Consider the following 25,996-nt stretch of genomic DNA (forward strand, 5'->3'; position numbering starts at 1 on the left):
TCGCCAGCTAAGGTCCCAAAGTGTGTATTAAGTGGAAAAGGATGTGGAGTTGCTTAGACAACTAGGATGTTGGCTTAGAAGCAGCCACCATTTAAAGAGTGCGTAATAGCTCACTAGTCGAGTGACTCTGCGCCGAAAATGTACCGGGGCTAAATACACCACCGAAGCTGCGAATTGATACCAATGGTATCAGTGGTAGGGGAGCGTTCTAAGTGCAGTGAAGTCAGACCGGAAGGACTGGTGGAGCGCTTAGAAGTGAGAATGCCGGTATGAGTAGCGAAAGACGGGTGAGAATCCCGTCCACCGAATGCCTAAGGTTTCCTGAGGAAGGCTCGTCCGCTCAGGGTTAGTCAGGACCTAAGCCGAGGCCGACAGGCGTAGGCGATGGACAACAGGTTGATATTCCTGTACCACCTCTTTATCGTTTGAGCAATGGAGGGACGCAGAAGGATAGAAGAAGCGTGCGATTGGTTGTGCACGTCCAAGCAGTTAGGCTGATAAGTAGGCAAATCCGCTTATCGTAAAGGCTGAGCTGTGATGGGGAAGCTCCTTATGGAGCGAAGTCTTTGATTCCCCGCTGCCAAGAAAAGCTTCTAGCGAGATAAAAGGTGCCTGTACCGCAAACCGACACAGGTAGGCGAGGAGAGAATCCTAAGGTGTGCGAGAGAACTCTGGTTAAGGAACTCGGCAAAATGACCCCGTAACTTCGGGAGAAGGGGTGCTTTCTTAACGGAAAGCCGCAGTGAATAGGCCCAAGCGACTGTTTAGCAAAAACACAGCTCTCTGCGAAGCCGTAAGGCGAAGTATAGGGGGTGACACCTGCCCGGTGCTGGAAGGTTAAGGAGAGGGGTTAGCGTAAGCGAAGCTCTGAACTGAAGCCCCAGTAAACGGCGGCCGTAACTATAACGGTCCTAAGGTAGCGAAATTCCTTGTCGGGTAAGTTCCGACCCGCACGAAAGGTGTAACGATTTGGGCACTGTCTCAACCAGAGACTCGGTGAAATTATAGTACCTGTGAAGATGCAGGTTACCCGCGACAGGACGGAAAGACCCCGTGGAGCTTTACTGTAGCCTGATATTGAATTTTGGTACAGTTTGTACAGGATAGGCGGGAGCCATTGAAACCGGAGCGCTAGCTTCGGTGGAGGCGCTGGTGGGATACCGCCCTGACTGTATTGAAATTCTAACCTACGGGTCTTATCGACCCGGGAGACAGTGTCAGGTGGGCAGTTTGACTGGGGCGGTCGCCTCCTAAAGTGTAACGGAGGCGCCCAAAGGTTCCCTCAGAATGGTTGGAAATCATTCGTAGAGTGCAAAGGCATAAGGGAGCTTGACTGCGAGACCTACAAGTCGAGCAGGGACGAAAGTCGGGCTTAGTGATCCGGTGGTTCCGCATGGAAGGGCCATCGCTCAACGGATAAAAGCTACCCCGGGGATAACAGGCTTATCTCCCCCAAGAGTCCACATCGACGGGGAGGTTTGGCACCTCGATGTCGGCTCATCGCATCCTGGGGCTGTAGTCGGTCCCAAGGGTTGGGCTGTTCGCCCATTAAAGCGGTACGCGAGCTGGGTTCAGAACGTCGTGAGACAGTTCGGTCCCTATCCGTCGTGGGCGTAGGAAATTTGAGAGGAGCTGTCCTTAGTACGAGAGGACCGGGATGGACGCACCGCTGGTGTACCAGTTGTTCTGCCAAGGGCATAGCTGGGTAGCTATGTGCGGAAGGGATAAGTGCTGAAAGCATCTAAGCATGAAGCCCCCCTCAAGATGAGATTTCCCATAGCGTAAGCTAGTAAGATCCCTGAAAGATGATCAGGTTGATAGGTTCGAGGTGGAAGCATGGTGACATGTGGAGCTGACGAATACTAATAGATCGAGGACTTAACCATATAATATGTAGCAAATGTTATCTAGTTTTGAAGGAATATACCTTCATAGTTTGGTGATGATGGCAGAGAGGTCACACCCGTTCCCATACCGAACACGGAAGTTAAGCTCTCTAGCGCCGATGGTAGTTGGGACCTTGTCCCTGTGAGAGTAGGACGTCGCCAAGCAACTAAAACACGAGTCATTTGACTCGTGTTTTTTTGTATTGTTAAAAAGAATGGGAAAGAAGTAATGGTAATACAAACACGTTGCCCAAGGGTTAATCATATTATATAAGAGATGGGTGTATATTTTTCTGGAAATTGTTAAGGATTAGAAGTATAAAATAAGTTCACTTAAATAGGGAGGGAAGGTTATGAAATTACAAAGTGAAGTTTGTATTGTTTGTGAGACAAAAAGAAAAGAAGGTATATATGTTTATAATAATTTAATATGTTATGAATGTGAAAAGGATATGGTGAATACAGAGACAGGTGATCCGAAATATATATATTATTTAAAGCAACTTCGAAAATTAGAAGTATCATATTTTTAAATAGGCATATGCCTATTATTTTTTTTGTTCTGTATAATAGATAGAGAATGAATAATAAGGAAGAGATGTAGATGAATCAAAATCATATGCCTTTATATGAGGCGTTAATAGAGTTTAAAGAAAGAGGGCCGTTATCCTTTCATGTTCCAGGTCATAAGAATGGTTTAAACTTCCCACAGAAGGCAATAAGAGAGTTTAAAGATATTCTATCTATTGATGTAACTGAGTTAGCAGGACTAGATGATTTGCATAGTCCGTTTGAATGTATAGATGAGGCACAACAATTATTGACTGAAGTGTATGATACAAAGAGAAGTTATTTTTTAATTAATGGTTCAACAGTCGGGAACTTAGCAATGATTTTGTCTTGTTGCAGGGAACATGATATTGTTCTTGTACAAAGAAATTGTCATAAATCAATTATTAATGGTTTAAAACTAGCGGGAGCAAATCCCATTTTTTTAGATCCATGGATTGATGAAGTTTATAACGTACCAGTGGGAGTTCGTAATGAAATTATTAAGAAAGCAATTGGAAAATATCCAAATGCGAAAGCACTCATTTTAACGCATCCTAATTATTATGGTATGGGGATGGATTTAGAGGCAAGCATCGCTTTTGCACATGCACATAAAATACCTGTTTTGGTAGATGAGGCACATGGGGCACATCTTTGTTTGGGAGAACCATTCCCGAAATCAGCGTTAACATATGGTGCAGATATTGTAGTTCATTCTGCACATAAAACATTACCCGCAATGACAATGGGTTCCTACTTACATATAAATAGTCACTTAGTAGACGAAGAGAAGGTTACTACTTATTTAAGTATGCTACAATCTAGTAGTCCATCGTATCCAATTATGGCTTCCTTGGATATAGCACGCTTTACAATGGCGCGTATAAAAGAAGAAGGACATGGTGAAATTGTTGAGTTTTTACGGAGATTTAAGGAACGGTTACGTTCTATTCCCCAAATCGCCATTTTAGAATATCCGTTGCAAGACGAGTTAAAGGTTACCGTACAAACTCGTTGTCAGTTATCAGGGTACGAATTACAGTCCGTATTTGAAAAGGTCGGTATATATACAGAGATGGCTGATCCGTACAATGTCCTATTTATTTTACCCCTGCAAGTAAATGAGGGGTATATGAAGGTTATAGAGATGATTCGAGTAGCATTGCAACATTATGACGTGAAAGACAAGAGGGAATCTATTCGTTATACTTATAAAGATGAATTCTCTCCTTTGCCGTATACGTATAAACAACTAGAAGGATATGGAACAAAGGTAGTATCTATAGAAGAGGCTGTTGGAATGATAGCGGCGGAAATGGTAATTCCGTATCCACCTGGAATTCCATTGGTTATGTATGGAGAGAGAATTACTTCAGAGCATAAAGAGCAAATTATGTATTTAGAGAGAGCAGGAGCTCGTTTTCAAGGTAATACGAAATATATGAAAGTGTATGATATAGAAAGTAGGTTTTAGGATGAAGGGATTATTTGTAACAATTGAGGGCCCAGAAGGTTCAGGTAAAACAACGTTAATTAAAAGCTTATTGCCATATTTTGAACAAAGAGCACAAAAGGTAATGGCGACAAGGGAACCAGGTGGTATTGCAATTTCTGAGGATATTAGGACGATTTTACATAAACAAGAATATACGATGATGGAAGCACGTACAGAAGCGCTTCTTTATGCTGCTGCGCGCAGACAACATTTAGTAGAAAAAGTTATGCCAGCACTTAATGAGAACTATCTCGTGTTATGTGATCGTTTTATAGATAGCTCTTTAGCATATCAAGGCTATGCAAGAGGATTGGGTATGGATAAGGTATTTGAAATAAATCGTTTCGCAACAGAGGACTGTATGCCTAGTTTAACAATTTATCTAGACATTGAGCCTGAGGTTGGTTTGGCTCGGATTGAAAAAGATGCAGGACGTGAAGTAAATCGACTAGATATGGAAGATATCTCTTTCCATAAACGTGTACGCGAGGGGTATTTACAAGTTGTAGAACGTTTCTCGGATCGTATTGTATTGGTAAATGCTGATCAGCCGATGGAAAAACTTATAGAAGAAGTTGTTCAGATTATAGAAGATAAATTGTTATAATAGAAGGAAAGAATGAAATAAGTGAGGTATGCATTATGATGAAGACGTGGGAGCAGCTTTCTGCTATACAACCCATCGGTGTAAAAATGTTGATGAATAGCATTGCAAAAGAGCGTATATCCCACGCTTACTTGTTAGAGGGAGGGAAAGGTACGGGAAAGTTTGCGACAGCAATTCAAATGGCAAAGAGTTTCCTCTGTTCTCAGCGGAATGGAGTAGAGCCCTGTCATGTATGCACAAATTGTAAGCGAATTGATTCAGGTAACCACCCTAACTTACATATTGTAAAACCAGACGGATTATCTATTAAGAAGCAGCAAATTCATGATTTACAAGGAGAGTTTTCAAAAACAGGATTAGAGGCAAATAAAAAATTATATATTATTGAGCACGCAGATCGTATGACAGCAAATGCGGCAAATACACTTTTGAAATTTTTAGAAGAACCAAGTAGTGATACAACCGCTATTTTACTTACTGAACAAAGTCATCAAATTTTAAATACGATTTTATCTCGCTGCCAAGTTGTTACGTTTAGACCGTTACCTACGGAATCTTTAATTAGAAGATTACAGGAAGAAGGTATTACAGCATCTTTATCGACACTTGCTGCTCAACTCACAAATAGTTTTGATGAAGCTTTAGCTTTATGTAGTGATGAATGGTTTGCACAAGCACGAGCTTTAGTGATAAAATTATGTGAAGCGCTCGAAAAAGATAAAACCTCTATTTTTTTTGTACAAGAAAAATGGGGAAAACACTTTGGAGAGAAAGAACAATTACAGCAAGGTTTAGATATGTTACTCCTTATTTATAAGGATTTACTATATGTTCAACTTGGAGAAGAAGATCGTCTTGTTTTTCATGAGCAGAAAGAGATGTTTGAATCATTTTCCTATGCTCAGAAGCGCATTGTATCAGCTCTCTTTAATATATTAGAGGCAAAAAATAGAATCAACGCTAATGTAAATGCGCAGCTTGTGTTCGAACAGTTAGTGTTGCGGTTGCAGGAGGGATGACCGTTTTGTATGATGTAGTAGGTGTTCGCTTTAAGAAGGCCGGAAAGGTATATTACTTTGATCCAAATCAGTTCGATATCTCTGAAAATGAGTTTGTCATTGTAGAAACGGTAAGAGGTATTGAATATGGAAAAGTAGTTATTACCAAAAAGCAAGTTGATGAAAACGACGTTGTATTACCGCTAAAAAAGGTTATTCGTATTGCAAATGAAAATGATCGTACCATTGTTGAAGAGAACAAACATGCTGCAAAAGAAGCATATCAAGTCTGTCAGCAAAAGGTAGTAGAGCATAATCTTGATATGAAACTTGTAGATGTAGAGTATACATTCGATCGTAATAAGATTATTTTCTATTTTACTGCGGATGGTCGGATCGATTTCCGCGAACTAGTGAAGGACTTAGCGGCAATTTTTAGAACAAGAATTGAACTAAGACAAATTGGTGTTCGTGATGAAGCGAAGATGCTAGGTGGTATTGGTCCATGTGGTCGTATGCTTTGTTGTTCTACTTTTTTAGGAGATTTTGAACCTGTATCCATTAAAATGGCAAAGGATCAAAATTTATCATTAAATCCTGCAAAAATCTCTGGTTTATGTGGTCGCTTAATGTGTTGCTTAAAATATGAGAATGATGAATATGAGGCAGCAAAGGAACAACTTCCTGATTTAGATCAACGTATACAAACCCCGCATGGTACTGGCCGTGTTATCGGATTAAATATTTTGGAAAGATTAATTCAAGTGGAACTAGTAGACAAGGAACGGATAGTAGAATATACGTTAGATGAGTTAGTGAATAAAGGGGTCGTTTCGAGTCAAACCACAGATTAATGAGGTGGGTGCTTGTGGAGAAAAAAGATATTTTTGAATCGGTTTCTAGTATGGAAGAGCAAATTGGACATTTATACAAACAGTTGGGAGAGTTAAAACAGCATCTTGCAGAGTTGTTGGAAGAAAACCAGCATATAAAAATGGAAAATAACAATTTGCGACACCGTTTTGAAGAAGTGCAGAATAAAGAAAAACAAAAAACTCAAAAACGTAAAGAAGTGAAGCCGAAAACAGATATTGGTGAAGGCTATGACAATTTAGCGAGACTGTATCAAGAAGGTTTTCATATTTGCAATCTTCATTATGGAAGTGTACGTAAAGAGGGAGATTGTTTGTTCTGTCTGTCATTCTTAAATAAAAAGTGAAATTACCTTTCCAATTATAATTGGAAAGGTAATTTTTTATACATGAAATAGGGTAGGTTAAGGGTAAGAAAAGGAGCAGTATATGAATTTATATGAAGATGAACGTTTAGATTACTTATTAGCGCAAGACATGAAGATTATACAAAGCCCATCAGTATTTAATTTTTCTTTAGATGCTGTTTTACTTGCAGATTTTGCATGGGTACCGATTCAAAAGGGAAATTTACTTGATTTGTGTACAGGTAACGCGGTTGTCCCCCTTCTATTAAGTACAAGAACAAAAGGAAAGATTACTGGTGTAGAAATTCAAGAACGCTTATATGATATGGGAGTAAGAAGTGTGCAATACAATGGGTTGGAAGAAAGAATTCACCTCATACATGGAGATTTGAAAGATATGCCAGAGAAACTCGGGCGTCATCAATATGATGTTGTTACATGTAATCCACCATATTTTCAAACGCCTCAAACTTCAGAGAAAAATATGAATGAACATTTAGCGATAGCTCGTCATGAAATTATGTGTACATTAGAAGATGTTGTATCTGCAAGTAGTCAGTTAGTAAAACAAGGCGGGAAAGTAGCGTTTGTACATCGTCCAGGACGATTACTCGACATTGTCACATTAATGCGTAAATATAAAATTGAACCAAAGCGTGTGCGATTTGTTTATCCTAAGATTGGAAAAGAAGCAAATACATTGTTAATTGAAGGAATTAAGGATGGAAATGCAGATTTGAAAATTTTACCACCCCTCGTTGTATATGAGGACAATAACGAATATACAAAGGAGATACGTTCAATTTTATATGGAGAAGAATAAGCATTTTTTTTATGTGGTAGAGTGCTCTGATGGAAGTTATTATGCTGGATATACAAACCATATAGAAAAACGAATTGAGACTCATAATAGCGGCAAAGGAGCTAGGTATACACGTACGAGGCTTCCTGTCGTTTTAAAATATGTAGAGACCCACGATGATAAGCGTACAGCTATGCAAGCGGAGTATTATTTTAAGCAATTAACGAGAAAACAAAAAGAGGCATATATGCAAAAAGGAGAACGCTATGTGGCAACAAAAAAGCTTTCAACAAAATGAAAAGGGAGTTTTATATTTAGTACCAACTCCTATTGGAAATCTAGAAGATATGACATTTCGTGCAATACGAATTTTAAAAGAAGTTGATTTAATTGCTGCTGAAGATACGAGACAAACGAAAAAACTTTGTAATTATTTTGAAATTGAAACACCTGTCACGAGTTATCATGAGCACAATAAAGAAGTAAGTGGGAAGAAAATATTAGAGAAATTAGAGGATGGAAAGAATGTAGCACTTGTTAGTGACGCTGGTATGCCGTGTATTTCTGATCCAGGTTACGATATTGTTGTTGAGGCAGTAGCTGAGCAATATCATGTAATTCCGCTTCCTGGAGCAAATGCAGCCCTTACAGCATTAATTGCATCTGGTCTTGAAACAAAGCAGTTTTATTTCTATGGTTTCTTGCAGAGAAATAAAAAGGAACGAAAGATGGAGTTAGAAAAGCTTCGTTATGTACAAACTACAATGATGTTTTATGAAGCGCCTCATCGTTTAGATGATACTTTAATTTCGATGCAGGAAGTGTTGGGAAATAGAGAGATTGTATTATGTCGGGAGTTAACGAAAAAATTTGAGGAATTTATTCGAGGAACAGTCGAAGAAGCAATTGAGTGGACGAAGCAAAATGAGGTACGTGGTGAGTTTTGTATTTTAGTAGCTGGTTCGACAGAAGAACCTGCTCCAGAAGAACAATGGTGGGAATCTCTTTCAGTATATGATCATATTGAACACTATATAAATGAAAAAGGTATGAATTCAAAAGAAGCGATTAAAACAGTCGCTAAAGATCGAGATTTGTCGAAAAGAGATGTATATCAAATCTATCATGTCGATAAAAAATAAGCTTCTCATAATTGAGAAGCTTATTTTGCTGTTTCGATATAATCTTGAAGTTCGTTTAAGATTTGCTCAGCGCCTTCTTTGCTTAAGATGATTTTACCTTCAGCTAAAGAAAGGTTACCGTCAGATACTTCACCAGTTACTTGGCAAGTCATGTTTGGTTTATATTTTTTTAAGATGATTTTCTCGTCATCAACATAGATTTCAAGAGCATCCTTTTCTGCAATACCTAAAGTACGGCGTAATTCGATTGGAATTACTACACGACCTAATTCATCAACTTTACGAACAATACCAGTAGATTTCATAATTTTTTTCCTCCTAAATAAATAGTTTATAAGTTTCGAGTCTATTTTTAGATTCGTCATTTTTCGACAAAATACCCTATGGACATATGATACCAATCATTTACATTTCCGTCAATTCTTAAATTCTATATTTTTTAAAAAGATTTATAGATTTCTTATTTCTTATATATAATAGATTGAGAGGAAATTCCACAATTATTTACATTGTTTTCTGAAAAATTAACAAATTTTAAGTGGAGATTGTATATTTTTTTGGAATATGAGCAATAGATGATAAAGATATCGAGCATTAAGAACCCAAATTCAAAATTAGGTTGGGGTAAAGAAGATAAGTGAGATTCGGGCTGCTCGTAAAAGCCCGATTGATGTGGGCTAATAATCAGTGGGGATGAACAAAAACCCCGCTGATTAAAGTTTCACTTTATATATGAGTTTTTGATATACTGTTTATAAATACATATGAGGTTATTCGGGAGGTCCAAAACAATGACAGAGGAAAATAAGTCCTTTTATATTACTACCCCAATTTATTATCCAAGTGGAAAATTACACATTGGACATGCTTATACGACAGTAGCAGGAGATGCAATGGCACGATATAAGCGTATGCAAGGATACAATGTTCATTATTTAACAGGAACTGATGAGCATGGACAGAAAATCCAAAAAAAAGCAGAAGAATTAAATATTACACCACAAGCATATGTGGATAATATTGTTGCAGGAATTAAAGAACTTTGGGAGAAGATGGATATCTCTTATGATGATTTTATTCGTACAACTGAAGATCGTCATAAAGATGTTGTTGAAAAAATCTTTAAGCAACTAGTAGATCAAGGTGATATTTATCTTGATGAATATGAAGGTTGGTATTCTGTACAAGATGAGACATTCTATACGGAGCATCAATTAGTAGATCCAATTATGGAAGGTGACAAAGTAGTTGGAGGAAAAAGTCCAGATAGTGGTCATGATGTAGAACTTGTTCGTGAAGAATCATATTTCTTTAGAATGGGTAAATATGTCGACAGACTATTAAAATTCTATGAAGATAATCCACATTTCATTCAGCCAGAGTCTCGTAAGAATGAAATGATTAATAACTTCATTAAACCAGGCTTAGAAGATTTAGCAGTTTCTCGTACTTCATTTGACTGGGGAGTTCGTGTTCCAGGTAATCCGAAACACGTTATTTACGTATGGGTTGACGCATTATCTAACTACATTACAGCATTAGGTTATGGAACAGAAAATGAAGAGATGTATAAGAAATTCTGGCCGGCAGATGTGCATTTAGTTGGAAAAGAAATCGTTCGTTTCCATACAATTTATTGGCCAATCATTTTAATGGCATTAGATTTACCTCTTCCGAAAAAAGTCTTTGCTCATGGCTGGATTTTAATGAAGGATGGAAAGATGAGTAAGTCAAAAGGAAACGTAGTAGATCCAGTTACATTGATCGATCGTTACGGATTAGATGCATTACGTTATTACTTACTTCGTGAAGTTCCATTCGGATCTGACGGTGTATTCACACCAGAAGGATTTGTGGAGCGTATTAATTTCGATCTAGCAAATGACTTAGGTAACTTATTAAATCGTACAGTAGCTATGATTGATAAGTACTTTAATGGAGAAATCCCTGCATTTAAAGCGGATGTAACGGAATTTGATGAAACGTTAGTAACGTTTGCAAAAGATACATTGAAAAAAGTAGAAGAGGCAATGGAGAATATGGAGTTCTCTGTAGCGTTAGGATCTATTTGGCAATTGGTTAGTCGTACGAACAAATATATTGATGAAACACAACCATGGGTATTAGCGAAAGATGAGAATGATCGTGAAAAGTTAGCTTCTGTAATGGCTCATTTAGCAGAAGTACTTCGTCAAACAGGTATTATGCTTATGCCATTCTTAACAGTAGCACCAAGCAAGATGTTCGCTCAGCTTGGCCTTACTGATGAGGCTCATAAATCTTGGGAAAGTCTATCTACAATTGGCTGTATTCCAGCTGGAACAAAAGTAGAAAAAGGAAACCCAATTTTCCCTCGCTTAGAAATGGAAGTGGAAGTAGAGTACATTAAGGAACAAATGAAAAGCTCTGCTCCTAAAGTAGAAGAGAAAAAAGAAGAAGAACCGAAGGCAGAAGAAATTACAATTGATGATTTCTTTAAAGTAGAATTACGCGTAGCTGAAGTACTATCTGCTGAACCTGTGAAAAAAGCAGACAAGTTGTTAAAAATTCAACTAGACTTAGGCACAGAAAAGCGTCAAGTTGTTTCTGGAATTGCGAAATTCTATTCGCCAGAGGACCTAAAAGGTAAAAAGGTTATTTGTGTAACAAACTTAAAACCTGTAAAATTACGCGGTGAATTATCGCAAGGTATGATTTTAGCGGGTGAAGAGAATGGCGTATTGTCATTAGCATCAATTGATCAAAACCTACCAAATGGTACAAAAATCAAGTAATTAAGACAAGAAAAGAGATGTTTCACGTGTAACATGTGTGAAGCGTCTTTTTTCTTTTTACACTCTCTATTTTTGCATTAAGATTGTAGTATTGTTATCGTTAAGTTATTAAAGAACTTATTTTTGTAGAATAAACTTGATTTCAATATAAAAGGAGTTATGTATTATGTTGTTTGATACACATTCACATTTGAATGCAGAGCAATTCGAAGAAGATTTGCAAGAAGTTATTGCCCGAATGAAAGAAGCGGGAGTTACTTATACAGTTGTTGTTGGTTTTGATGAAGTAACGATAAAAAAGGCGATGGAATTAGCTGAAGCCTATGATTTTATTTACGCTGCGGTTGGATGGCATCCAGTTGATGCAATTGACATGACAGAAGAACATTTAGCTTGGTTAGAAGAACTTGCTTCTCATCCTAAAGTCGTTGCACTTGGAGAAATGGGTTTAGATTATCACTGGGATAAGTCTCCAAAAGAAATACAGAAAGAAGTATTCCGTAAACAAATTACATTAGCTAAAAAAGTGAAATTGCCGATTATTATACATAACCGCGATGCAACTCAAGATATTGTTGATATTCTAGAAGAAGAGAATGCAGCTGAAGTAGGAGGCATTATGCATTGCTTTAGCGGCAGCGTAGAAGTAGCAGAGCGATGTGTTGATATGAACTTTTTAATTTCGTTAGGCGGCCCAGTTACATTTAAAAATGCTAAGAAGCCGAAAGAGGTTGCTACGGAGATTCCATTAGAGAAATTGTTAATAGAGACGGATTGTCCGTATCTAACGCCGCATCCATTTCGAGGGAAACGAAATGAACCGAGTTATGTAAAACTCGTAGCAGAAGAAATTGCGAATTTAAAAGGAATTTCTTATGAGGAAGTAGCAGAAATGACAACCAAAAATGCAAAATTTTTATTTGGTGTTGAATAAAAAAGAATGGGGAAACCTGTTCTTTTTTATTTTGAAAAACACTAGTAGAAGTGATGAAGAAAATAAATGTGAATGATGAAGTGTTACAATAAAGACAGAGAACAAAGATTTTTCTATTCTATTTTTTAAAATATAAGAATGGGGAAAATAATAATGGAAAAGTCGTCATTTTTTTGTTTTACTAAGTAGAGACGAAACGAGTGTGGAGGCAAGCATGAAAATAAAAGAGATTATCGTTGTAGAAGGTAAAGATGATACAGTTGCGATTAAGCGTGCTGTTGATGCGGATACAATTGAAACGAACGGTTCAGCAATCGGTGATCATGTTATTGAGCAAGTTAAATTAGCGCAGCAAAAAAGGGGCGTTATTATTTTCACAGATCCGGATTATCCTGGAGAACGTATTCGAAAAATTATTTCTGATAAGGTTCCTGGCTGTAAGCATGCCTTTTTACCGAAGGAAGAAGCGCTCGCTAAAAGGAAAAAGGGTGTTGGGATTGAACACGCTTCTAATGAGTCGATTCGCCGTGCTCTAGAGAATATACATGAAGAAATGGAAGCTTACACAAGTGAAATTAGTTGGAGTGATTTAGTCGATGCAGGCTTAGTGGGCGGAGAAATGGCAAAGAGCCGCAGAGAAAGAATGGGTAAGCTATTAAAGATTGGTTATACAAATGCAAAACAGTTACATAAACGATTACAGATGTTTCAAGTTTCAAAGGAATCATTTGGAGAAGCTTATAAGCAAGTAATACAGGAGGAAAAAAAATGAAGGATATCGCAACGCCAAATCGTACAAAAGACATTGTTGAAAAGTATGGATTTTCATTCAAAAAAAGTTTAGGACAAAACTTTTTAATTGATACAAATGTATTAAATCGTATTGTCGATCATGCAGAAATTGGTTCAGAAAGTGGTGCAATTGAAATTGGACCAGGTATCGGTGCATTAACAGAGCAATTAGCGAAGCGTGCTAAAAAAGTAGTGGCTTTTGAAATTGATCAAAGACTATTACCAATTTTAGATGAGACGTTAGCGCCATATGGTAACGTTACAGTTATTAATAAAGACGTACTAAAAGCGGATGTACATGAAGTATTTAATGAGCAATTTGAAGAAGGGCAAGATGTAATGGTAGTAGCTAACTTGCCATACTATATTACAACGCCAATTTTATTTAAATTGCTTGAAGAAAAATTACCAGTTCGCGGATTTGTTGTTATGATGCAAAAAGAAGTTGGAGATCGCTTAGCTGCTAAACCTGGAACGAAAGAGTATGGTTCTTTATCGATTGCCATTCAGTATTATACAGAAGTTGAAACAGTTATGACTGTACCGCGTACAGTGTTTGTACCACAGCCAAATGTTGATTCTGCAATTATTCGCCTTCTAAAGCGTCCTAAACCGGTTGTAGAGGTGACAGATGAAACGTTCTTCTTTGAAGTAGTACGAGCGAGTTTCGCACAGCGCCGTAAAACTTTAATGAATAATTTATCAAATAATTTAAATGGTTTCCCGAAAGATAAGGAGTTATTGGATCGAATTTTAACAGAAGTGGGAATTGATCCAAAGCGAAGAGGCGAAACGCTATCTATTGAAGAGTTTGCAACATTAAGTAATGCATTAGTTCTTCATAAATTATCATAAGAATATGAAAGGGACAGTTCAACTTGAACTGTCCCTTTTGTCACCTTTCTCCCTCTAAATTCATATTTTAAAAACAGGTAAGATGGCCTAATGAGTTTGGAGGTAGGAGAATGGCTTTACATGTTGGAGAATTAGTGGAACGATATTCTCATAAGAGGGATATTCTTTTTCGTATTATAGAAATAAAAGGCGAAATAGCTATATTGTTTGGAGAGGAAATTAGACTGGTGGCGGATGCGCCACTTGAAGATTTAATTAGTATAGATCAACGAGAACATAAAAAAAGGGTGAAGCGTGAGAAAGAAACAATGGAGCGCACGTATCGTTTGTTTCAACAAGATTATGTATTAATGAAACAAAGGCATGAACATACTTCAACTGGTGGATACACAAGTGAGGTGAATTATTTTCAAATGCCAGGACGTGTATTGCATATAGATGGAGACCCTTTATATTTGCGCAAGTGCTTAGACTTATATAACAAAATTGGCGTTCCTGTACAAGGTATTCATTGTAAAGAAACGGAGATGCATGAAAAAGTAGTAGACTTAATAGATCACTTTCGCCCAGACATTCTCGTTATTACAGGGCATGATGCATATACAAAATCGAAAGGAGTGAAGGGGGATTTAGCGGCATATAGGCATTCAAGGCATTTTGTACAGGCTGTTCGAGAAGTGCGAAAAAAATATCCATCATTGGATCAACTTGTTATTTTTGCTGGGGCATGTCAATCGCACTTTGAGGCACTAATTCGTGCAGGGGCCAATTTCGCTAGTTCACCATCTAGAATTAATATTCATGCACTAGATCCTGTATATGTAGTTGGTAAAATTAGTTTTACTTCATTTATGGAGAGAGTCAATGTATGGGATGTCGTACGTAATACAATTACTGGTGAAAAGGGACTAGGTGGAATTGAAACGAGAGGGATTTTACGAACGGGATTACCTTTTCAACATTACGAAGAGTAAGCAGGGTACATATGTATCTTGCTTTTTTGTATGGAAGGATTTAAATGAATTTGGATAAAAAGAGATAAGAACGTACAGACTACATAATGATACTTTTACAATATAGTATTTCTTCTATCTATTCAAACGCAGGATGATATTAGCTGTGAATCGCGGTTAATAATTAGGATAGATATATCGTGCTTTAAGTGTTCAATCTAAATTACAGCGAGGTGTAGCGAAGTATATGTCAAAACGTTTAGATGAAATTAAAAGCGAATTAGATCACCATCTTGGACAGCGACTTATGTTAAAAGCAAATAGTGGAAGAAGAAAAACTGTGGAGCAATCAGGTGTACTAGCAGAAACATACCGTTCCGTTTTTGTTGTACAATTGGATCAACAAGAAGATGCGTTGCAACGTGTATCTTATAGTTATGCAGATGTTTTAACAGAGACAGTAGAGTTAACATTTTATGGAGACCCTCATAATGAGGTCATTTTATAATCCGTATACATTACATATATTCCCATAAATGAAAGGCTATATTATTTTGCATACTAACTGTACCGTAGCAAAATAAGGAGGGACTCTGCATTGAGTAGACGAAGAGGTGTCATGTCAAACCAATTTAAAGAAGAGCTAGCAAAAGAGCTTGGCTTTTATGATGTTGTTCAGAAAGAAGGATGGGGCGGAATTCGTGCGAAAGATGCTGGTAACATGGTGAAACGTGCTATAGAAATTGCAGAACAGCAATTAATGAAACGAAACCAGTAGTTGTAAGATACTTTCTATGCTACGGTAGCCGAGGAGACATTCCTCGGCTTTTTGTACTCGAAAAGGTGCCATCATTTTACATAAGTAGTTTCATTCTGAATGCTTTTCGTTATAATTAGGGAAGTGTCATCGTCTTACTATAAATTTATGGTAAAATAAACGATAAAAGATTGAGTACATAGAGTGGGTGAATAGATTGAAGCTACTAGTGAAAGCACCAGCAAAGATTAATCTGTCGTTAGATGTACTGGGAAAAAGACAAGACGGATATCATGAAGTGAAAATGATTATGACAACCATTGATTTAGCAGATCGTCTAGAACTAACGGAATTAGCAGAAGACCGTATTGAAATTTTATCCCATAATCGGTATGTCCCAGACGACCAACGAAATTTAGCCTATCAGGCAGCGAAATTATTAAAAGAGAAGTTCAATGTAAAAAAAGGTGTATCTATTACTATTGAAAAAACGATTCCAGTAGCAGCTGGATTAGCAGGTGGAAGTAGTGATGCAGCAGCGACATTACGTGGTCTTAATAAATTATGGAATTTAGGGCTTACAATTGATGAGTTAGCAGAGCTTGGCGCAGAAATTGGATCAGATGTATCGTTCTGTGTATACGGCGGCACAGCAATTGCCACTGGAAGAGGAGAGAAAATTGAGCATATAAAGACTCCGCCTTCTTGTTGGGTTATTTTAGCGAAACCACATATAGGTGTATCTACTGCTGATGTGTATGGAAATTTAAAGTTAAATCGAGTTACACATCCAAATGTAGATAAAATGGTTGATGTCATAAATTCTGGGGATTATAAAGGGATTTGTGATACTGTTGGTAACGTTTTAGAAGATGTAACATTTGGAATGCATCCTGAAGTTGCACGTATTAAATCACAGATGAAGCGATTCGGAGCGGATGCTGTATTGATGAGTGGAAGTGGTCCAACTGTATTTGGACTTGTACACCATGATTCACGAATGCATCGCATTTATAACGGATTAAAAGGATTTTGTGAACAAGTCTATGCGGTACGTTTATTAGGAGAGCGAGAAACGCTTGAATAAAGACGTATAATACGTTATGATTTGTTTAGAATATTCGTGATTTGAGGTGAGAGTATGAAAATTAGAAGAAGTACAAGATTAGTCGATATGACTTATTACTTGCTACAAAACCCTCGTCAGCTAGTATCTCTCACTTTTTTTGCTAAAAGGTATCAATCGGCTAAGTCTTCTATTAGTGAAGATTTAGTTATTATTAAGCAAACGTTTGAACAACAAGGGGTCGGCACATTGCAAACGATACCAGGAGCAGCAGGAGGAGTGAAATATATACCGTATATAAGTGAAGAAGAGGCAGATCTAATTATTGATGAGCTTTGTGGCTTATTTGAAAATCCAGATCGTATTTTGCCTGGCGGTTACTTATACATGACAGATTTATTGAGTAATCCTCGCCATATTAATGGCGCAGGTCGTTTGTTTGCTTCTGTTTTTGCTAGGCAATCAATTGATGCAGTTATGACGGTGGCAACGAAAGGGATTCCACTTGCTTATGCAGTGGCAAATTACTTAGATGTACCAGTTGTAATTGCAAGGAAAGATAATAAGGTAACAGAAGGTCCGACTGTTAGTATTAACTATGTGTCGGGTTCTTCTAAACGAATTCAAACAATGACGTTAGCAAAACGCAGCCTTCCAGAAGGATCGAATGTTTTAATTATTGATGACTTCATGAAAGCTGGCGGAACGATTCAAGGTATGATGAGTATGTTAGAAGAGTTCAAGGCTAATGTTGTTGGTATTGGTGTATTAGTAGAATCCACAGATATTGAAGAACGACTAATTAATAATTTTGTATCATTAATTCGTCTATCGGAAGTTGATGTGAAAGAAAAAACGATTCAAGTGGAAAAAGGGAATTATTCTCTTGCACCATTTGATGAAGGGCTTGTAGAGGCTGAATAAAAGGTAGAGCAGATTAGATAGCTCTATCTTTTTTATTTTATTTATAGATTATAAAATAGATGGACAAACTGCCTTTCGTACACTATTTTTAAAGAGTAAAATAAATAATAAAAGGGTGAAAAGTATGAAAGTTGTTCAAACAAGCAAGGCACCACAAGCAATTGGACCTTACTCGCAAGGGATTATTGTAAATAATATGTTCTATAGCTCAGGACAAATTCCATTGACGGCAAATGGGGAGCTTGTAACAGGAGATGTAACAGTACAAACAGAACAAGTATTTCAAAATTTACAAGCGGTATTAGAGGAAGCTGGTGCTTCATTTGATACAGTCGTAAAAACAACAGTATTTTTAAAGGACATGGATGATTTTAATGCTGTGAATGAAGTGTATAGCTCTTATTTCTCTACTCATAAACCAGCTCGATCTTGTGTGCAAGTAGCAAAATTACCGAAAGATGTTTCCGTTGAAATTGAAGTAATCGCCCTAGTTAAGTAACCTTTTGTAAGCGATAACCTCCACTAATCTCTATATTCAACTACATTAAAAATTTTTATCTTAAAAATTTTTAAAAAATTAAAGGGAAAATAGAAAATTTGTGGAATTTATACAAATATATCGCTTATTTAGAAAAGGGTGGTGAACACAAGATGGAAGTGACTGACGTAAGATTACGCCGCGTAAACACAGAAGGCCGCATGAGAGCAATTGCCTCTATTACTTTGGACCATGAATTTGTTGTTCATGATATTCGTGTAATTGATGGTAATAATGGATTATTTGTAGCAATGCCAAGTAAACGTACTCCAGATGGAGAGTTCCGTGACATTGCACATCCGATTAATTCTGGTACACGCTCTAAAATTCAAGATGCGGTTTTAACAGAGTATCATCGTTTAGGCGAGTTAGAAGAGGTTGAGTTTGAAGAAGCAGGTGCTTCGTAAAATTCGAATGAAAAGGGCTTTGACGAAAAGCCTTATAATTTTGTAGCAAACTCCTGTAAGCATTTACAGGAGTTTGTTTTTTGGGCTTTATATTTGAAAATTTCATAATTCATTAACATAAAAAGAAGAAACTACTAATTTTTTCAAAATCATTTTAAATAGTATAGCTTATTTCTTAAAAAAGATACTAAAGAGTAAAACATCTTATAAGAATTATGGTAAAATTTAATAGTTAAAATGTGTTTCTTGAAATATATGATGATTTAGGATAATATCTTTAATGGATAAATAGGTTGCGATGGAGGGTCTATATGTCAAACAGATTTGCAGTGATTCTAGCTGCAGGTAAAGGCACACGTATGAAGTCTAAGCTATACAAAGTGCTGCATCCTGTATGTGGAAAACCTATGGTACAACACGTAGTCGATCAAGTATCTCAATTAGGATTGCAGAAACTTGTAACGGTTGTTGGACATGGTGCTGAAATGGTACAAGAACAGCTAGGGAACGTAAGTGAGTTTGCATTACAAGCAGAACAACTTGGTACAGCACATGCTGTAGATCAAGCTGCAAGTGTACTTGCAAATGAAGAAGGAACAACTTTAGTTATTTGTGGTGATACGCCTCTAATAACTGCTGAAACGATGGAAGCATTACTTCAGCAACATAAAGAAGCAGGAGCAATGGCGACGGTGCTAACAGCATACATAGAAGAGCCTGCTGGATATGGCCGTATTGTTCGTAATGAAAATGGTCATGTTGAAAAGATTGTTGAGCATAAAGATGCAAATGAGAAAGAATTAGCTATTAAAGAAATCAATACAGGTACGTATTGTTTTGATAATAAGGCTTTATTTGCTTCACTTTCTAAAGTTTCAAATGATAACGTACAAGGTGAATATTACCTTCCAGATGTTATTGAGATTTTAAAAAATGAAGGTCATATCGTATCAGCTTATCAAACAGAGCAGTTCGATGAAACGTTAGGTGTTAACGACAGAGTCGCTCTATCGCAAGCGGAAATTATTATGAAAAACCGTATTAACCGAAAGAACATGGTAAATGGTGTTACAATTATTGATCCAAGTAACACTTATATTTCTGCTGATGCAATTATCGGTAGTGATACAGTTCTTCATCCAGGAACAATTATTGAGGGGAACACTGTAATTGGTTCTGATTGTGAAATTGGACCGCATACAGTAATTCGTGATAGTGAAATTGGAGATCGTACGACAATTCGTCAATCTACTGTACATGATAGTAAACTTGGTACAGAAGTATCGGTTGGTCCATTTGCACATATTCGCCCAGATTCAGTTATTGGAGATGAAGTACGCGTTGGAAACTTCGTGGAAATCAAAAAGACTGTCTTTGGTAATAGAAGTAAAGCTTCACACTTGAGTTATATCGGGGATGCACAAGTTGGAGAAGACGTGAATCTTGGTTGTGGTTCAATTACGGTGAACTATGACGGTAAGAATAAATTCAAAACTGTGATTGGTAATGGGGTATTTATTGGATGTAATTCAAACCTTGTTGCTCCAGTAACAGTTGAAGATGGTGCTTATGTGGCAGCAGGCTCTACAATTACAGAGAATGTTCCATCAAAAGCATTATCGGTAGCACGTGCACGTCAAGTTAACAAAGAAGACTATGTTGATCAATTGCTGAATAAGAAAAAATCATAATGTGGAGGGTTAATCTAGATGTCGACTCAATATCTAAATTCTAATTTGAAAGTATTCTCTTTAAACTCTAATAAGGAACTTGCTGAGCAGATTGCAAAGCATATTGGAGTAGGACTAGGAAAATGTTCTGTTGATCGTTTTAGTGATGGAGAAGTTCAAATTAACATTGAAGAAAGTATCCGTGGTTGCGATGTATTCATTATTCAATCTACAAGCTTCCCAGTAAACGAACATATCATGGAATTACTTATTATGATCGATGCATTAAAACGTGCATCTGCGAAAACAATTAATATTGTTATTCCTTACTATGGTTATGCGCGTCAAGACCGTAAAGCGCGTTCTCGTGAACCAATTACATCGAAACTTGTAGCAAACTTGCTTGAAACAGCAGGTGCAACTCGTGTAATCACTCTAGATTTACATGCTCCACAAATTCAAGGGTTCTTTGATATCCCAATCGACCACTTAATGGGTGTACCGATTCTTTCTGATTACTTTGAAACAAAAGGTCTTAAAGATATCGTAATCGTGTCTCCTGATCATGGTGGTGTAACTCGTGCAAGAAAAATGGCAGATCGTCTAAAAGCGCCAATCGCTATTATTGATAAGCGTCGTCCTCGCCCGAACGTTTCGGAGGTAATGAACATTATCGGTAATATTGAAGGCAAAACAGCGATTTTAATTGATGACATCATTGATACAGCTGGTACAATTACATTAGCAGCAAACGCTCTTGTTGAGAACGGCGCTTCTGAAGTATATGCTTGCTGTACACACCCAGTATTATCTGGTCCAGCAATTGAGCGTATTCAAAATTCAAATATTAAAGAGTTAGTTGTAACGAACTCTATCGTATTACCGGAAGAGAAGAAAATCGACAAAGTACATGAACTTTCAGTTGCTCCATTAATCGGAGAAGCAATCATTCGTGTATACGAAGAAGAATCTGTGAGTGTATTATTCAATTAATTGGATAGAATGAGACGTAACCAAAATTGGTTACGTCTTTTCGTATCGAAAAAAGAAAGTAGTGGTACAAGAATGAAATTGATAGTAGGACTTGGGAACCCAGGTAGAGAATATGAATTAACAAGGCATAATATTGGATTTATGGCCATTGATGAGCTTGCGAAGCGTTGGAACATTTCTTTGAATGAACAAAAATTTAAAGGTGTATTTGGTGCAGGGTTTGTTAATGGAGAAAAGGTAATCTTATTAAAGCCGCTAACATATATGAATTTATCTGGGGAAAGTATTCGTCCACTCATGGATTATTATAAAATTGATGTTGAGGACTTCGTTGTTATGTACGACGATTTAGACATTCCTGTAGGTAAATTACGTCTTCGCATGAAAGGTAGTGCTGGTGGACATAATGGTGTAAAGTCAACGATTTCACACCTAGGAACACAAGAATTTCAACGTATCCGTATGGGAATTGATCGCCCGAAAAATGGAATGAAGGTAGTCGATTATGTATTAGGACGCTTTACATCTGAAGAGATTCCGGATGTTAATCATTCTATTGAAAAAGCAGCGGATGCATGTGAAGAGTGGCTAAATAAGCCTTTTCTCCAAATCATGAATACTTTCAATAGTTAAAAATGAGATTAGGAATAGTTCTCTTTTGTTTTACCCATACTAGTAGTAATTTAATTTTTAGGAGGCTAGTATGGAAGGGTATTATTATTGCAGACACTGCGGAGGTAATGTAGGCTCCATTAACGCAGAAAAAGTATATAGCGACGTTTTATTTCAACTAACAGAGCAAGAAGTAGTAGAGATGATTCATTTTCATGAGAATGGAAATATATATATAAAAACGATTTGTGAATCGTGTCAAGAAACGCTCGCATCTTATCCTGAGTATTATGAATATGAAAAATTTCTGCAATAAAATGTTGTCGCTTTGGCATGTCCAAAGCATTTTTCTGTTTTCCTTTTCCGAAATATTTGCATAAAATAGAATGACTTGCTCTTTATGTTGAGAGGAGTTTTAAAAATGATAGGTTTATTAGAGCAATTTTATAAAAATGAAGAGATACAATCGGTTATTAATGGATTAGAAGATGGGTTAAAGGAACAACTTATATCAGGGATGGCAACGTCTTCTCGTTCATTATTAATGGCGGCTTTATATAAAAAAACAAAAAAATCACAATTAATCGTGACACATAACTTATATCAAGCGCAAAAAGTACATGAAGATTTAGTGGCGTTACTTGGTGAAAAAGATGTGTGGCTATATCCAGTGAATGAACTGATAGCATCGGAAATTGGGGTTGCAAGTCCAGAATTGAAGGCGCAACGTATAGAAGTATTAAATCGTTTGGCTGCGGGAGAGAATGGAATCATTGTAGCTCCAGTGGCAGGATTGCGTAGATTTTTACCAATAAAAGAATTGTGGAAGCAAAAGCAAGTTGAAATCAATCTAGGGCAAGAGATTGATTTAGATGCGCTCTTGCATACTTTACATCATATTGGCTATGAACGTAAGTCGATGGTAGAAGCTCCAGGGGAGTTCAGTTTGCGCGGGGGAATATTAGATATTTATCCTTTAACTGAAGAACTACCATTTCGTATTGAATTCTTCGATACAGAAGTCGATTCTATTCGATTATTTGATGTGGATGAACAGCGTTCTCAAGGAAAAAAAGAAAGCGTTAAGTTTGGTCCGGCAACAGAGTTTTTATTTTCACAGGAAGAATTAAAATCAGGAATTCAGCATCTTGAAGAAGGTTTGACTAAGACGATGCAAAAACTTTCTGATGATAAACTAAAGACTACAGTACTTGAGACGGTAAGTCATGAAATTGAGATGTTGAAAAACGGGCAAAGTATAGAACAGATGTTTAAATACTTATCTATTTTCTATAAAGAACCTGCTAGTCTGATAGATTATTTACCAGAAGACGGTGTTGTAATTTTAGATGAGATTTCCCGTATTCAAGAAACAGCATCACATCTAGAAACAGAAGAGGCGGAATGGTATATATCACTTCTTGGTGAAGGAACAATTATTCAAGATTTATCTTTCTCTCACGCATTCGAGGGATTTCTTCATCATAAAAAAAGAAGTTTTGTATATTTAACGTTATTCTTGCGTCATATTGCACACACACATCCGCAAAATATTGTGAATGTAACATGTAAAACAATGCAAGATTTCCATGGACAGATGAATTTGTTAAAAACAGAAATTGATAGATGGAATGAAGGGCATTTTACGACTGTTGTACTTGGAACAGATGATGAACGTGTGAAAAAATTACAACATATTTTAAGTGATTATGATATTGAGGCAGATATTGTAGAAGGTACAGATATCTTATTGCCTGGAAGGTTACAAATTGCTGTAGGTGATTTACATGCAGGATTTGAAATGCCGATGCAAAAGCTTGTTGTCATTACTGAAAAGGAGCTTTTTCATAAGAAAGTTAAAAAATCACAACGTAAACAAAAGTTATCGAATGCTGAACGTATTAAAAGTTATTCGGAATTAAAAGTTGGAGATTATGTAGTTCATGTAAATCATGGTATAGGTAAATTTTTAGGTATTGAGACATTAGAGATTAATGGTGTTCATAAAGATTATTTAAATATTAAATATCAAGGTAATGATAAGTTATACGTTCCAATTGAACAAATTGATCAAGTCCAAAAATATGTAGGGTCTGAAGGTAAGGATCCAAAAGTTTATAAATTAGGTGGTAATGATTGGAAAAAGGTTAAAACGAAAGTTGAAAAATCTGTACAAGACATTGCGGATGACCTAATTAAACTATATGCTGAACGCGAAGCTTCAAAAGGCTATGCATATACGCCAGATACAGCAGAACAACAAGAGTTCGAATCATCTTTCCCATATCAAGAGACAGAGGATCAGTTACGTTCTATTGACGAGATTAAAAAAGATATGGAACGCGGACGCCCGATGGATAGGCTCCTTTGTGGTGATGTAGGGTATGGAAAGACTGAAGTGGCTATTCGTGCGGCATTTAAAGCAATTATGGATGAAAAACAAGTTGCAATTTTAGTACCGACAACGATTCTTGCGCAGCAACACTATGAAACAATTCGAGAGCGTTTTCAAGATTATCCAATCAATATAGGATTATTAAGTAGATTCCGTACGAGAAAACAACAAAATGAAACGATTAAGGGTTTAAAGGATGGCACAATAGATATTGTAATCGGAACACATCGTATTTTATCTAAAGATGTTGCTTATAAAGATTTAGGGCTTCTTATTATTGATGAAGAACAAAGATTTGGTGTGACGCATAAAGAGAAAATTAAACAATTGAAGGCGAATGTTGACGTATTAACATTAACGGCAACTCCGATTCCGCGGACGCTTCATATGTCTATGCTTGGTGTGCGCGACTTATCTGTTATTGAGACACCGCCAGAAAATCGTTTCCCAGTCCAAACGTATGTAGTAGAGTATAATCCAGCATTAATGCGAGAGGCGATAGAGCGAGAGCTTGCAAGAGGCGGTCAAATTTACTTCCTATATAACCGTGTAGAGGATATTGAAAGAAAAGCAGATGAAATTTCGATGTTAGTTCCAGATGCCCGCGTAACGTACGCACATGGGAAAATGAACGAAAGTGAATTAGAGTCTGTTATGCTATCATTTTTAGAAGGACAGCATGATGTTCTTGTAAGTACAACAATTATTGAGACGGGTGTAGATATTCCGAATGTAAATACGTTAATTGTATTTGATGCAGATCGTATGGGATTATCACAGTTGTATCAGCTTCGTGGGCGTGTTGGACGTTCTAATCGTGTTGCATATGCATACTTTGCCTATAAACGTGACAAAGTGCTGTCAGAGGTTGCAGAGAAGCGTCTGCAAGCAATTAAAGAGTTCACGGAACTTGGATCTGGTTTCAAAATTGCAATGAGAGATTTATCTATTCGTGGAGCGGGTAATTTGTTAGGGGCAGAGCAGCATGGATTTATTGATTCTGTCGGATTTGATCTATATTCTCAAATGTTAAAAGATGCAATTGAACAGCGTAGAGGAACAGATGGGGCTGAAAATACAGTTAATGTTGAAATTGACTTAGAGGTAGATGCATACTTACCAGATGCTTATATTTCAGATAGTAAGCAAAAAATTATGATGTATAAACAATTTAGAGGTGTTTCTGCAATTGAGGATATTGAAGAATTGCAGGAAGAAATGATCGATAGATTCGGTGATTATCCACAAGAAGTCGGTTATTTATTACAAATTGCAAATATTAAAGTGTTGGCAATGAAAGAACAAATTGAGTTAATTAAACAGAATAAATTTGAAGTAACATTCCTGTTTTCTGAACAAGCAAGTCAAAATATTGATGGTGGAAAATTATTCATGCTTGGAAATAGTTTTGGACGTATGATCGGTTTAGGAATGGAAGGATCACAATTGAAAATTGTTATGAAAACAAATGGTTTAGAGACATCGAAGTGGTTAACAATTGCTGAAAATTTATTAAAAGGCTTACCAGATGTAAAAAAAGAAGTAATAAATGCCTAAAATAAGATAAAAAAATACAATTCGACGTGCATAGAAGAACTAATGTGTAAAATACTATGTCTAACAGT

Annotated in this window: 26 protein-coding genes and 2 rRNA genes (1 of these 28 cut by a window edge); 27 read left to right on the top strand and 1 reads right to left on the bottom strand. The window is 36.8% G+C overall.

From position 1 onward, the window contains the following. The 11 genes from JFU02_RS19310 to rsmI all read left to right on the top strand — a co-directional run. Positions 1 to 1,886 (top strand): 23S ribosomal RNA (locus JFU02_RS19310) (it extends 1,036 nt beyond the left edge of the window). A gap of 49 nt (positions 1,887 to 1,935) precedes the next feature. Continuing rightward, positions 1,936 to 2,051: ribosomal RNA gene (gene rrf / locus JFU02_RS19315) — 5S ribosomal RNA — on the top strand. Positions 2,052 to 2,239: 188 nt separating this feature from the next. Beyond that, positions 2,240 to 2,419: a sigma factor G inhibitor Gin gene (locus JFU02_RS19320; RefSeq protein WP_000776280.1), complete on the top strand. Its 180-nt coding sequence runs from the start codon at positions 2,240 to 2,242 to the stop codon at positions 2,417 to 2,419. Between the two features lie 71 nt (positions 2,420 to 2,490). Then, positions 2,491 to 3,912 (top strand): aminotransferase class I/II-fold pyridoxal phosphate-dependent enzyme, encoded by a 1,422-nt coding sequence (locus JFU02_RS19325; RefSeq protein WP_001073006.1) that lies wholly within the window; start codon positions 2,491 to 2,493, stop codon positions 3,910 to 3,912. Between the two features lies 1 nt (position 3,913). Continuing rightward, positions 3,914 to 4,540 (top strand): dTMP kinase, encoded by a 627-nt coding sequence (gene tmk, locus JFU02_RS19330; protein ID WP_000677227.1) that lies wholly within the window; start codon positions 3,914 to 3,916, stop codon positions 4,538 to 4,540. Between the two features lie 35 nt (positions 4,541 to 4,575). After that, positions 4,576 to 5,559 carry a DNA polymerase III subunit delta' gene (holB, locus tag JFU02_RS19335; RefSeq protein ID WP_000978586.1) on the top strand — a complete coding sequence of 328 codons (984 nt, stop codon included), beginning with the start codon at positions 4,576 to 4,578 and terminating at the stop codon, positions 5,557 to 5,559. Positions 5,560 to 5,564: 5 nt separating this feature from the next. Further along, positions 5,565 to 6,392: a PSP1 domain-containing protein gene (locus tag JFU02_RS19340; protein ID WP_000272429.1), complete on the top strand. Its 828-nt coding sequence runs from the start codon at positions 5,565 to 5,567 to the stop codon at positions 6,390 to 6,392. A 14-nt stretch (positions 6,393 to 6,406) separates the two neighbouring features. Continuing rightward, positions 6,407 to 6,757, top strand: a complete 351-nt coding sequence (gene yabA, locus JFU02_RS19345; protein WP_000412063.1) for a DNA replication initiation control protein YabA — start codon at positions 6,407 to 6,409, stop codon at positions 6,755 to 6,757. 82 nt (positions 6,758 to 6,839) lie between these two features. After that, positions 6,840 to 7,580, top strand: a complete 741-nt coding sequence (locus tag JFU02_RS19350) for a tRNA1(Val) (adenine(37)-N6)-methyltransferase (RefSeq protein ID WP_001055354.1) — start codon at positions 6,840 to 6,842, stop codon at positions 7,578 to 7,580. Next, positions 7,567 to 7,857: a GIY-YIG nuclease family protein gene (locus JFU02_RS19355; RefSeq protein ID WP_097960646.1), complete on the top strand. Its 291-nt coding sequence runs from the start codon at positions 7,567 to 7,569 to the stop codon at positions 7,855 to 7,857. Before JFU02_RS19350 ends, JFU02_RS19355 begins: the two co-directional genes overlap by 14 nt. Beyond that, positions 7,826 to 8,701 (top strand): 16S rRNA (cytidine(1402)-2'-O)-methyltransferase, encoded by an 876-nt coding sequence (rsmI, locus tag JFU02_RS19360; protein ID WP_000267816.1) that lies wholly within the window; start codon positions 7,826 to 7,828, stop codon positions 8,699 to 8,701. The genes JFU02_RS19355 and rsmI overlap by 32 nt, the downstream gene beginning before the upstream one ends. A 20-nt stretch (positions 8,702 to 8,721) precedes the next feature. Here rsmI and JFU02_RS19365 read toward each other — a convergent pair whose 3' ends face one another. After that, a complete protein-coding gene (locus tag JFU02_RS19365) occupies positions 8,722 to 9,006 on the bottom strand; it encodes an AbrB/MazE/SpoVT family DNA-binding domain-containing protein (RefSeq protein WP_000843036.1) in 285 nt (94 codons plus the stop codon). A 486-nt stretch (positions 9,007 to 9,492) separates the two neighbouring features. Between JFU02_RS19365 and metG the strand changes: the two genes are divergently transcribed. From metG to mfd, 16 genes are all read left to right on the top strand, one after another. Further along, on the top strand, positions 9,493 to 11,475 hold the full coding sequence (gene metG, locus JFU02_RS19370; protein WP_240528956.1) for a methionine--tRNA ligase: 1,983 nt from the start codon (positions 9,493 to 9,495) through the stop codon (positions 11,473 to 11,475). Positions 11,476 to 11,641: 166 nt separating this feature from the next. Beyond that, entirely contained in the window at positions 11,642 to 12,409 is a 768-nt protein-coding gene (locus JFU02_RS19375; protein WP_000895845.1) for a TatD family hydrolase, read from the top strand. Between the two features lie 214 nt (positions 12,410 to 12,623). Next, positions 12,624 to 13,181, top strand: a complete 558-nt coding sequence (gene rnmV, locus JFU02_RS19380) for a ribonuclease M5 (RefSeq protein WP_000692837.1) — start codon at positions 12,624 to 12,626, stop codon at positions 13,179 to 13,181. Beyond that, positions 13,178 to 14,056, top strand: coding sequence for a 16S rRNA (adenine(1518)-N(6)/adenine(1519)-N(6))-dimethyltransferase RsmA (gene rsmA / locus JFU02_RS19385; protein ID WP_000651548.1), 879 nt, complete (start codon positions 13,178 to 13,180; stop codon positions 14,054 to 14,056). Before rnmV ends, rsmA begins: the two co-directional genes overlap by 4 nt. A gap of 110 nt (positions 14,057 to 14,166) precedes the next feature. Further along, complete coding sequence (gene yabG / locus JFU02_RS19390) at positions 14,167 to 15,030, top strand: sporulation peptidase YabG (RefSeq protein ID WP_001173734.1); 864 nt, start codon at positions 14,167 to 14,169, stop codon at positions 15,028 to 15,030. A 226-nt stretch (positions 15,031 to 15,256) separates the two neighbouring features. Next, entirely contained in the window at positions 15,257 to 15,517 is a 261-nt protein-coding gene (gene veg / locus JFU02_RS19395) for a biofilm formation stimulator Veg (RefSeq protein ID WP_000044347.1), read from the top strand. A 90-nt stretch (positions 15,518 to 15,607) separates the two neighbouring features. Next, positions 15,608 to 15,787 carry an acid-soluble spore protein SspF gene (sspF, locus tag JFU02_RS19400; RefSeq protein ID WP_002094215.1) on the top strand — a complete coding sequence of 60 codons (180 nt, stop codon included), beginning with the start codon at positions 15,608 to 15,610 and terminating at the stop codon, positions 15,785 to 15,787. 196 nt (positions 15,788 to 15,983) lie between these two features. After that, complete coding sequence (gene ispE, locus JFU02_RS19405; RefSeq protein WP_000772104.1) at positions 15,984 to 16,853, top strand: 4-(cytidine 5'-diphospho)-2-C-methyl-D-erythritol kinase; 870 nt, start codon at positions 15,984 to 15,986, stop codon at positions 16,851 to 16,853. A 54-nt stretch (positions 16,854 to 16,907) separates the two neighbouring features. Continuing rightward, positions 16,908 to 17,756 (top strand): pur operon repressor, encoded by an 849-nt coding sequence (gene purR / locus JFU02_RS19410; RefSeq protein ID WP_061666991.1) that lies wholly within the window; start codon positions 16,908 to 16,910, stop codon positions 17,754 to 17,756. A 124-nt stretch (positions 17,757 to 17,880) separates the two neighbouring features. Beyond that, complete coding sequence (locus JFU02_RS19415; RefSeq protein ID WP_000869815.1) at positions 17,881 to 18,255, top strand: RidA family protein; 375 nt, start codon at positions 17,881 to 17,883, stop codon at positions 18,253 to 18,255. A gap of 152 nt (positions 18,256 to 18,407) precedes the next feature. Next, complete coding sequence (spoVG, locus tag JFU02_RS19420) at positions 18,408 to 18,701, top strand: septation regulator SpoVG (RefSeq protein WP_000454041.1); 294 nt, start codon at positions 18,408 to 18,410, stop codon at positions 18,699 to 18,701. Positions 18,702 to 19,012: 311 nt separating this feature from the next. Then, positions 19,013 to 20,392 (top strand): bifunctional UDP-N-acetylglucosamine diphosphorylase/glucosamine-1-phosphate N-acetyltransferase GlmU, encoded by a 1,380-nt coding sequence (glmU, locus tag JFU02_RS19425; protein WP_000071039.1) that lies wholly within the window; start codon positions 19,013 to 19,015, stop codon positions 20,390 to 20,392. 18 nt (positions 20,393 to 20,410) lie between these two features. Further along, entirely contained in the window at positions 20,411 to 21,364 is a 954-nt protein-coding gene (locus JFU02_RS19430; RefSeq protein ID WP_000107420.1) for a ribose-phosphate diphosphokinase, read from the top strand. Positions 21,365 to 21,436: 72 nt separating this feature from the next. After that, positions 21,437 to 21,997: an aminoacyl-tRNA hydrolase gene (gene pth / locus JFU02_RS19435; RefSeq protein ID WP_000767702.1), complete on the top strand. Its 561-nt coding sequence runs from the start codon at positions 21,437 to 21,439 to the stop codon at positions 21,995 to 21,997. Between the two features lie 70 nt (positions 21,998 to 22,067). Then, positions 22,068 to 22,292 (top strand): anti-sigma-F factor Fin family protein, encoded by a 225-nt coding sequence (locus JFU02_RS19440; protein WP_000399438.1) that lies wholly within the window; start codon positions 22,068 to 22,070, stop codon positions 22,290 to 22,292. 105 nt (positions 22,293 to 22,397) lie between these two features. Further along, the gene (mfd, locus tag JFU02_RS19445; protein ID WP_061666992.1) at positions 22,398 to 25,928 is read left to right on the top strand and encodes a transcription-repair coupling factor; all 3,531 of its coding nucleotides are present in this window, start codon (positions 22,398 to 22,400) and stop codon (positions 25,926 to 25,928) included. The last annotated feature ends 68 nt before the right edge of the window (positions 25,929 to 25,996 follow it).

The organism is Bacillus sp. TH13 (genome assembly GCF_016651175.1).
GTDB lineage: Bacteria > Bacillota > Bacilli > Bacillales > Bacillaceae_G > Bacillus_A > Bacillus_A thuringiensis_S.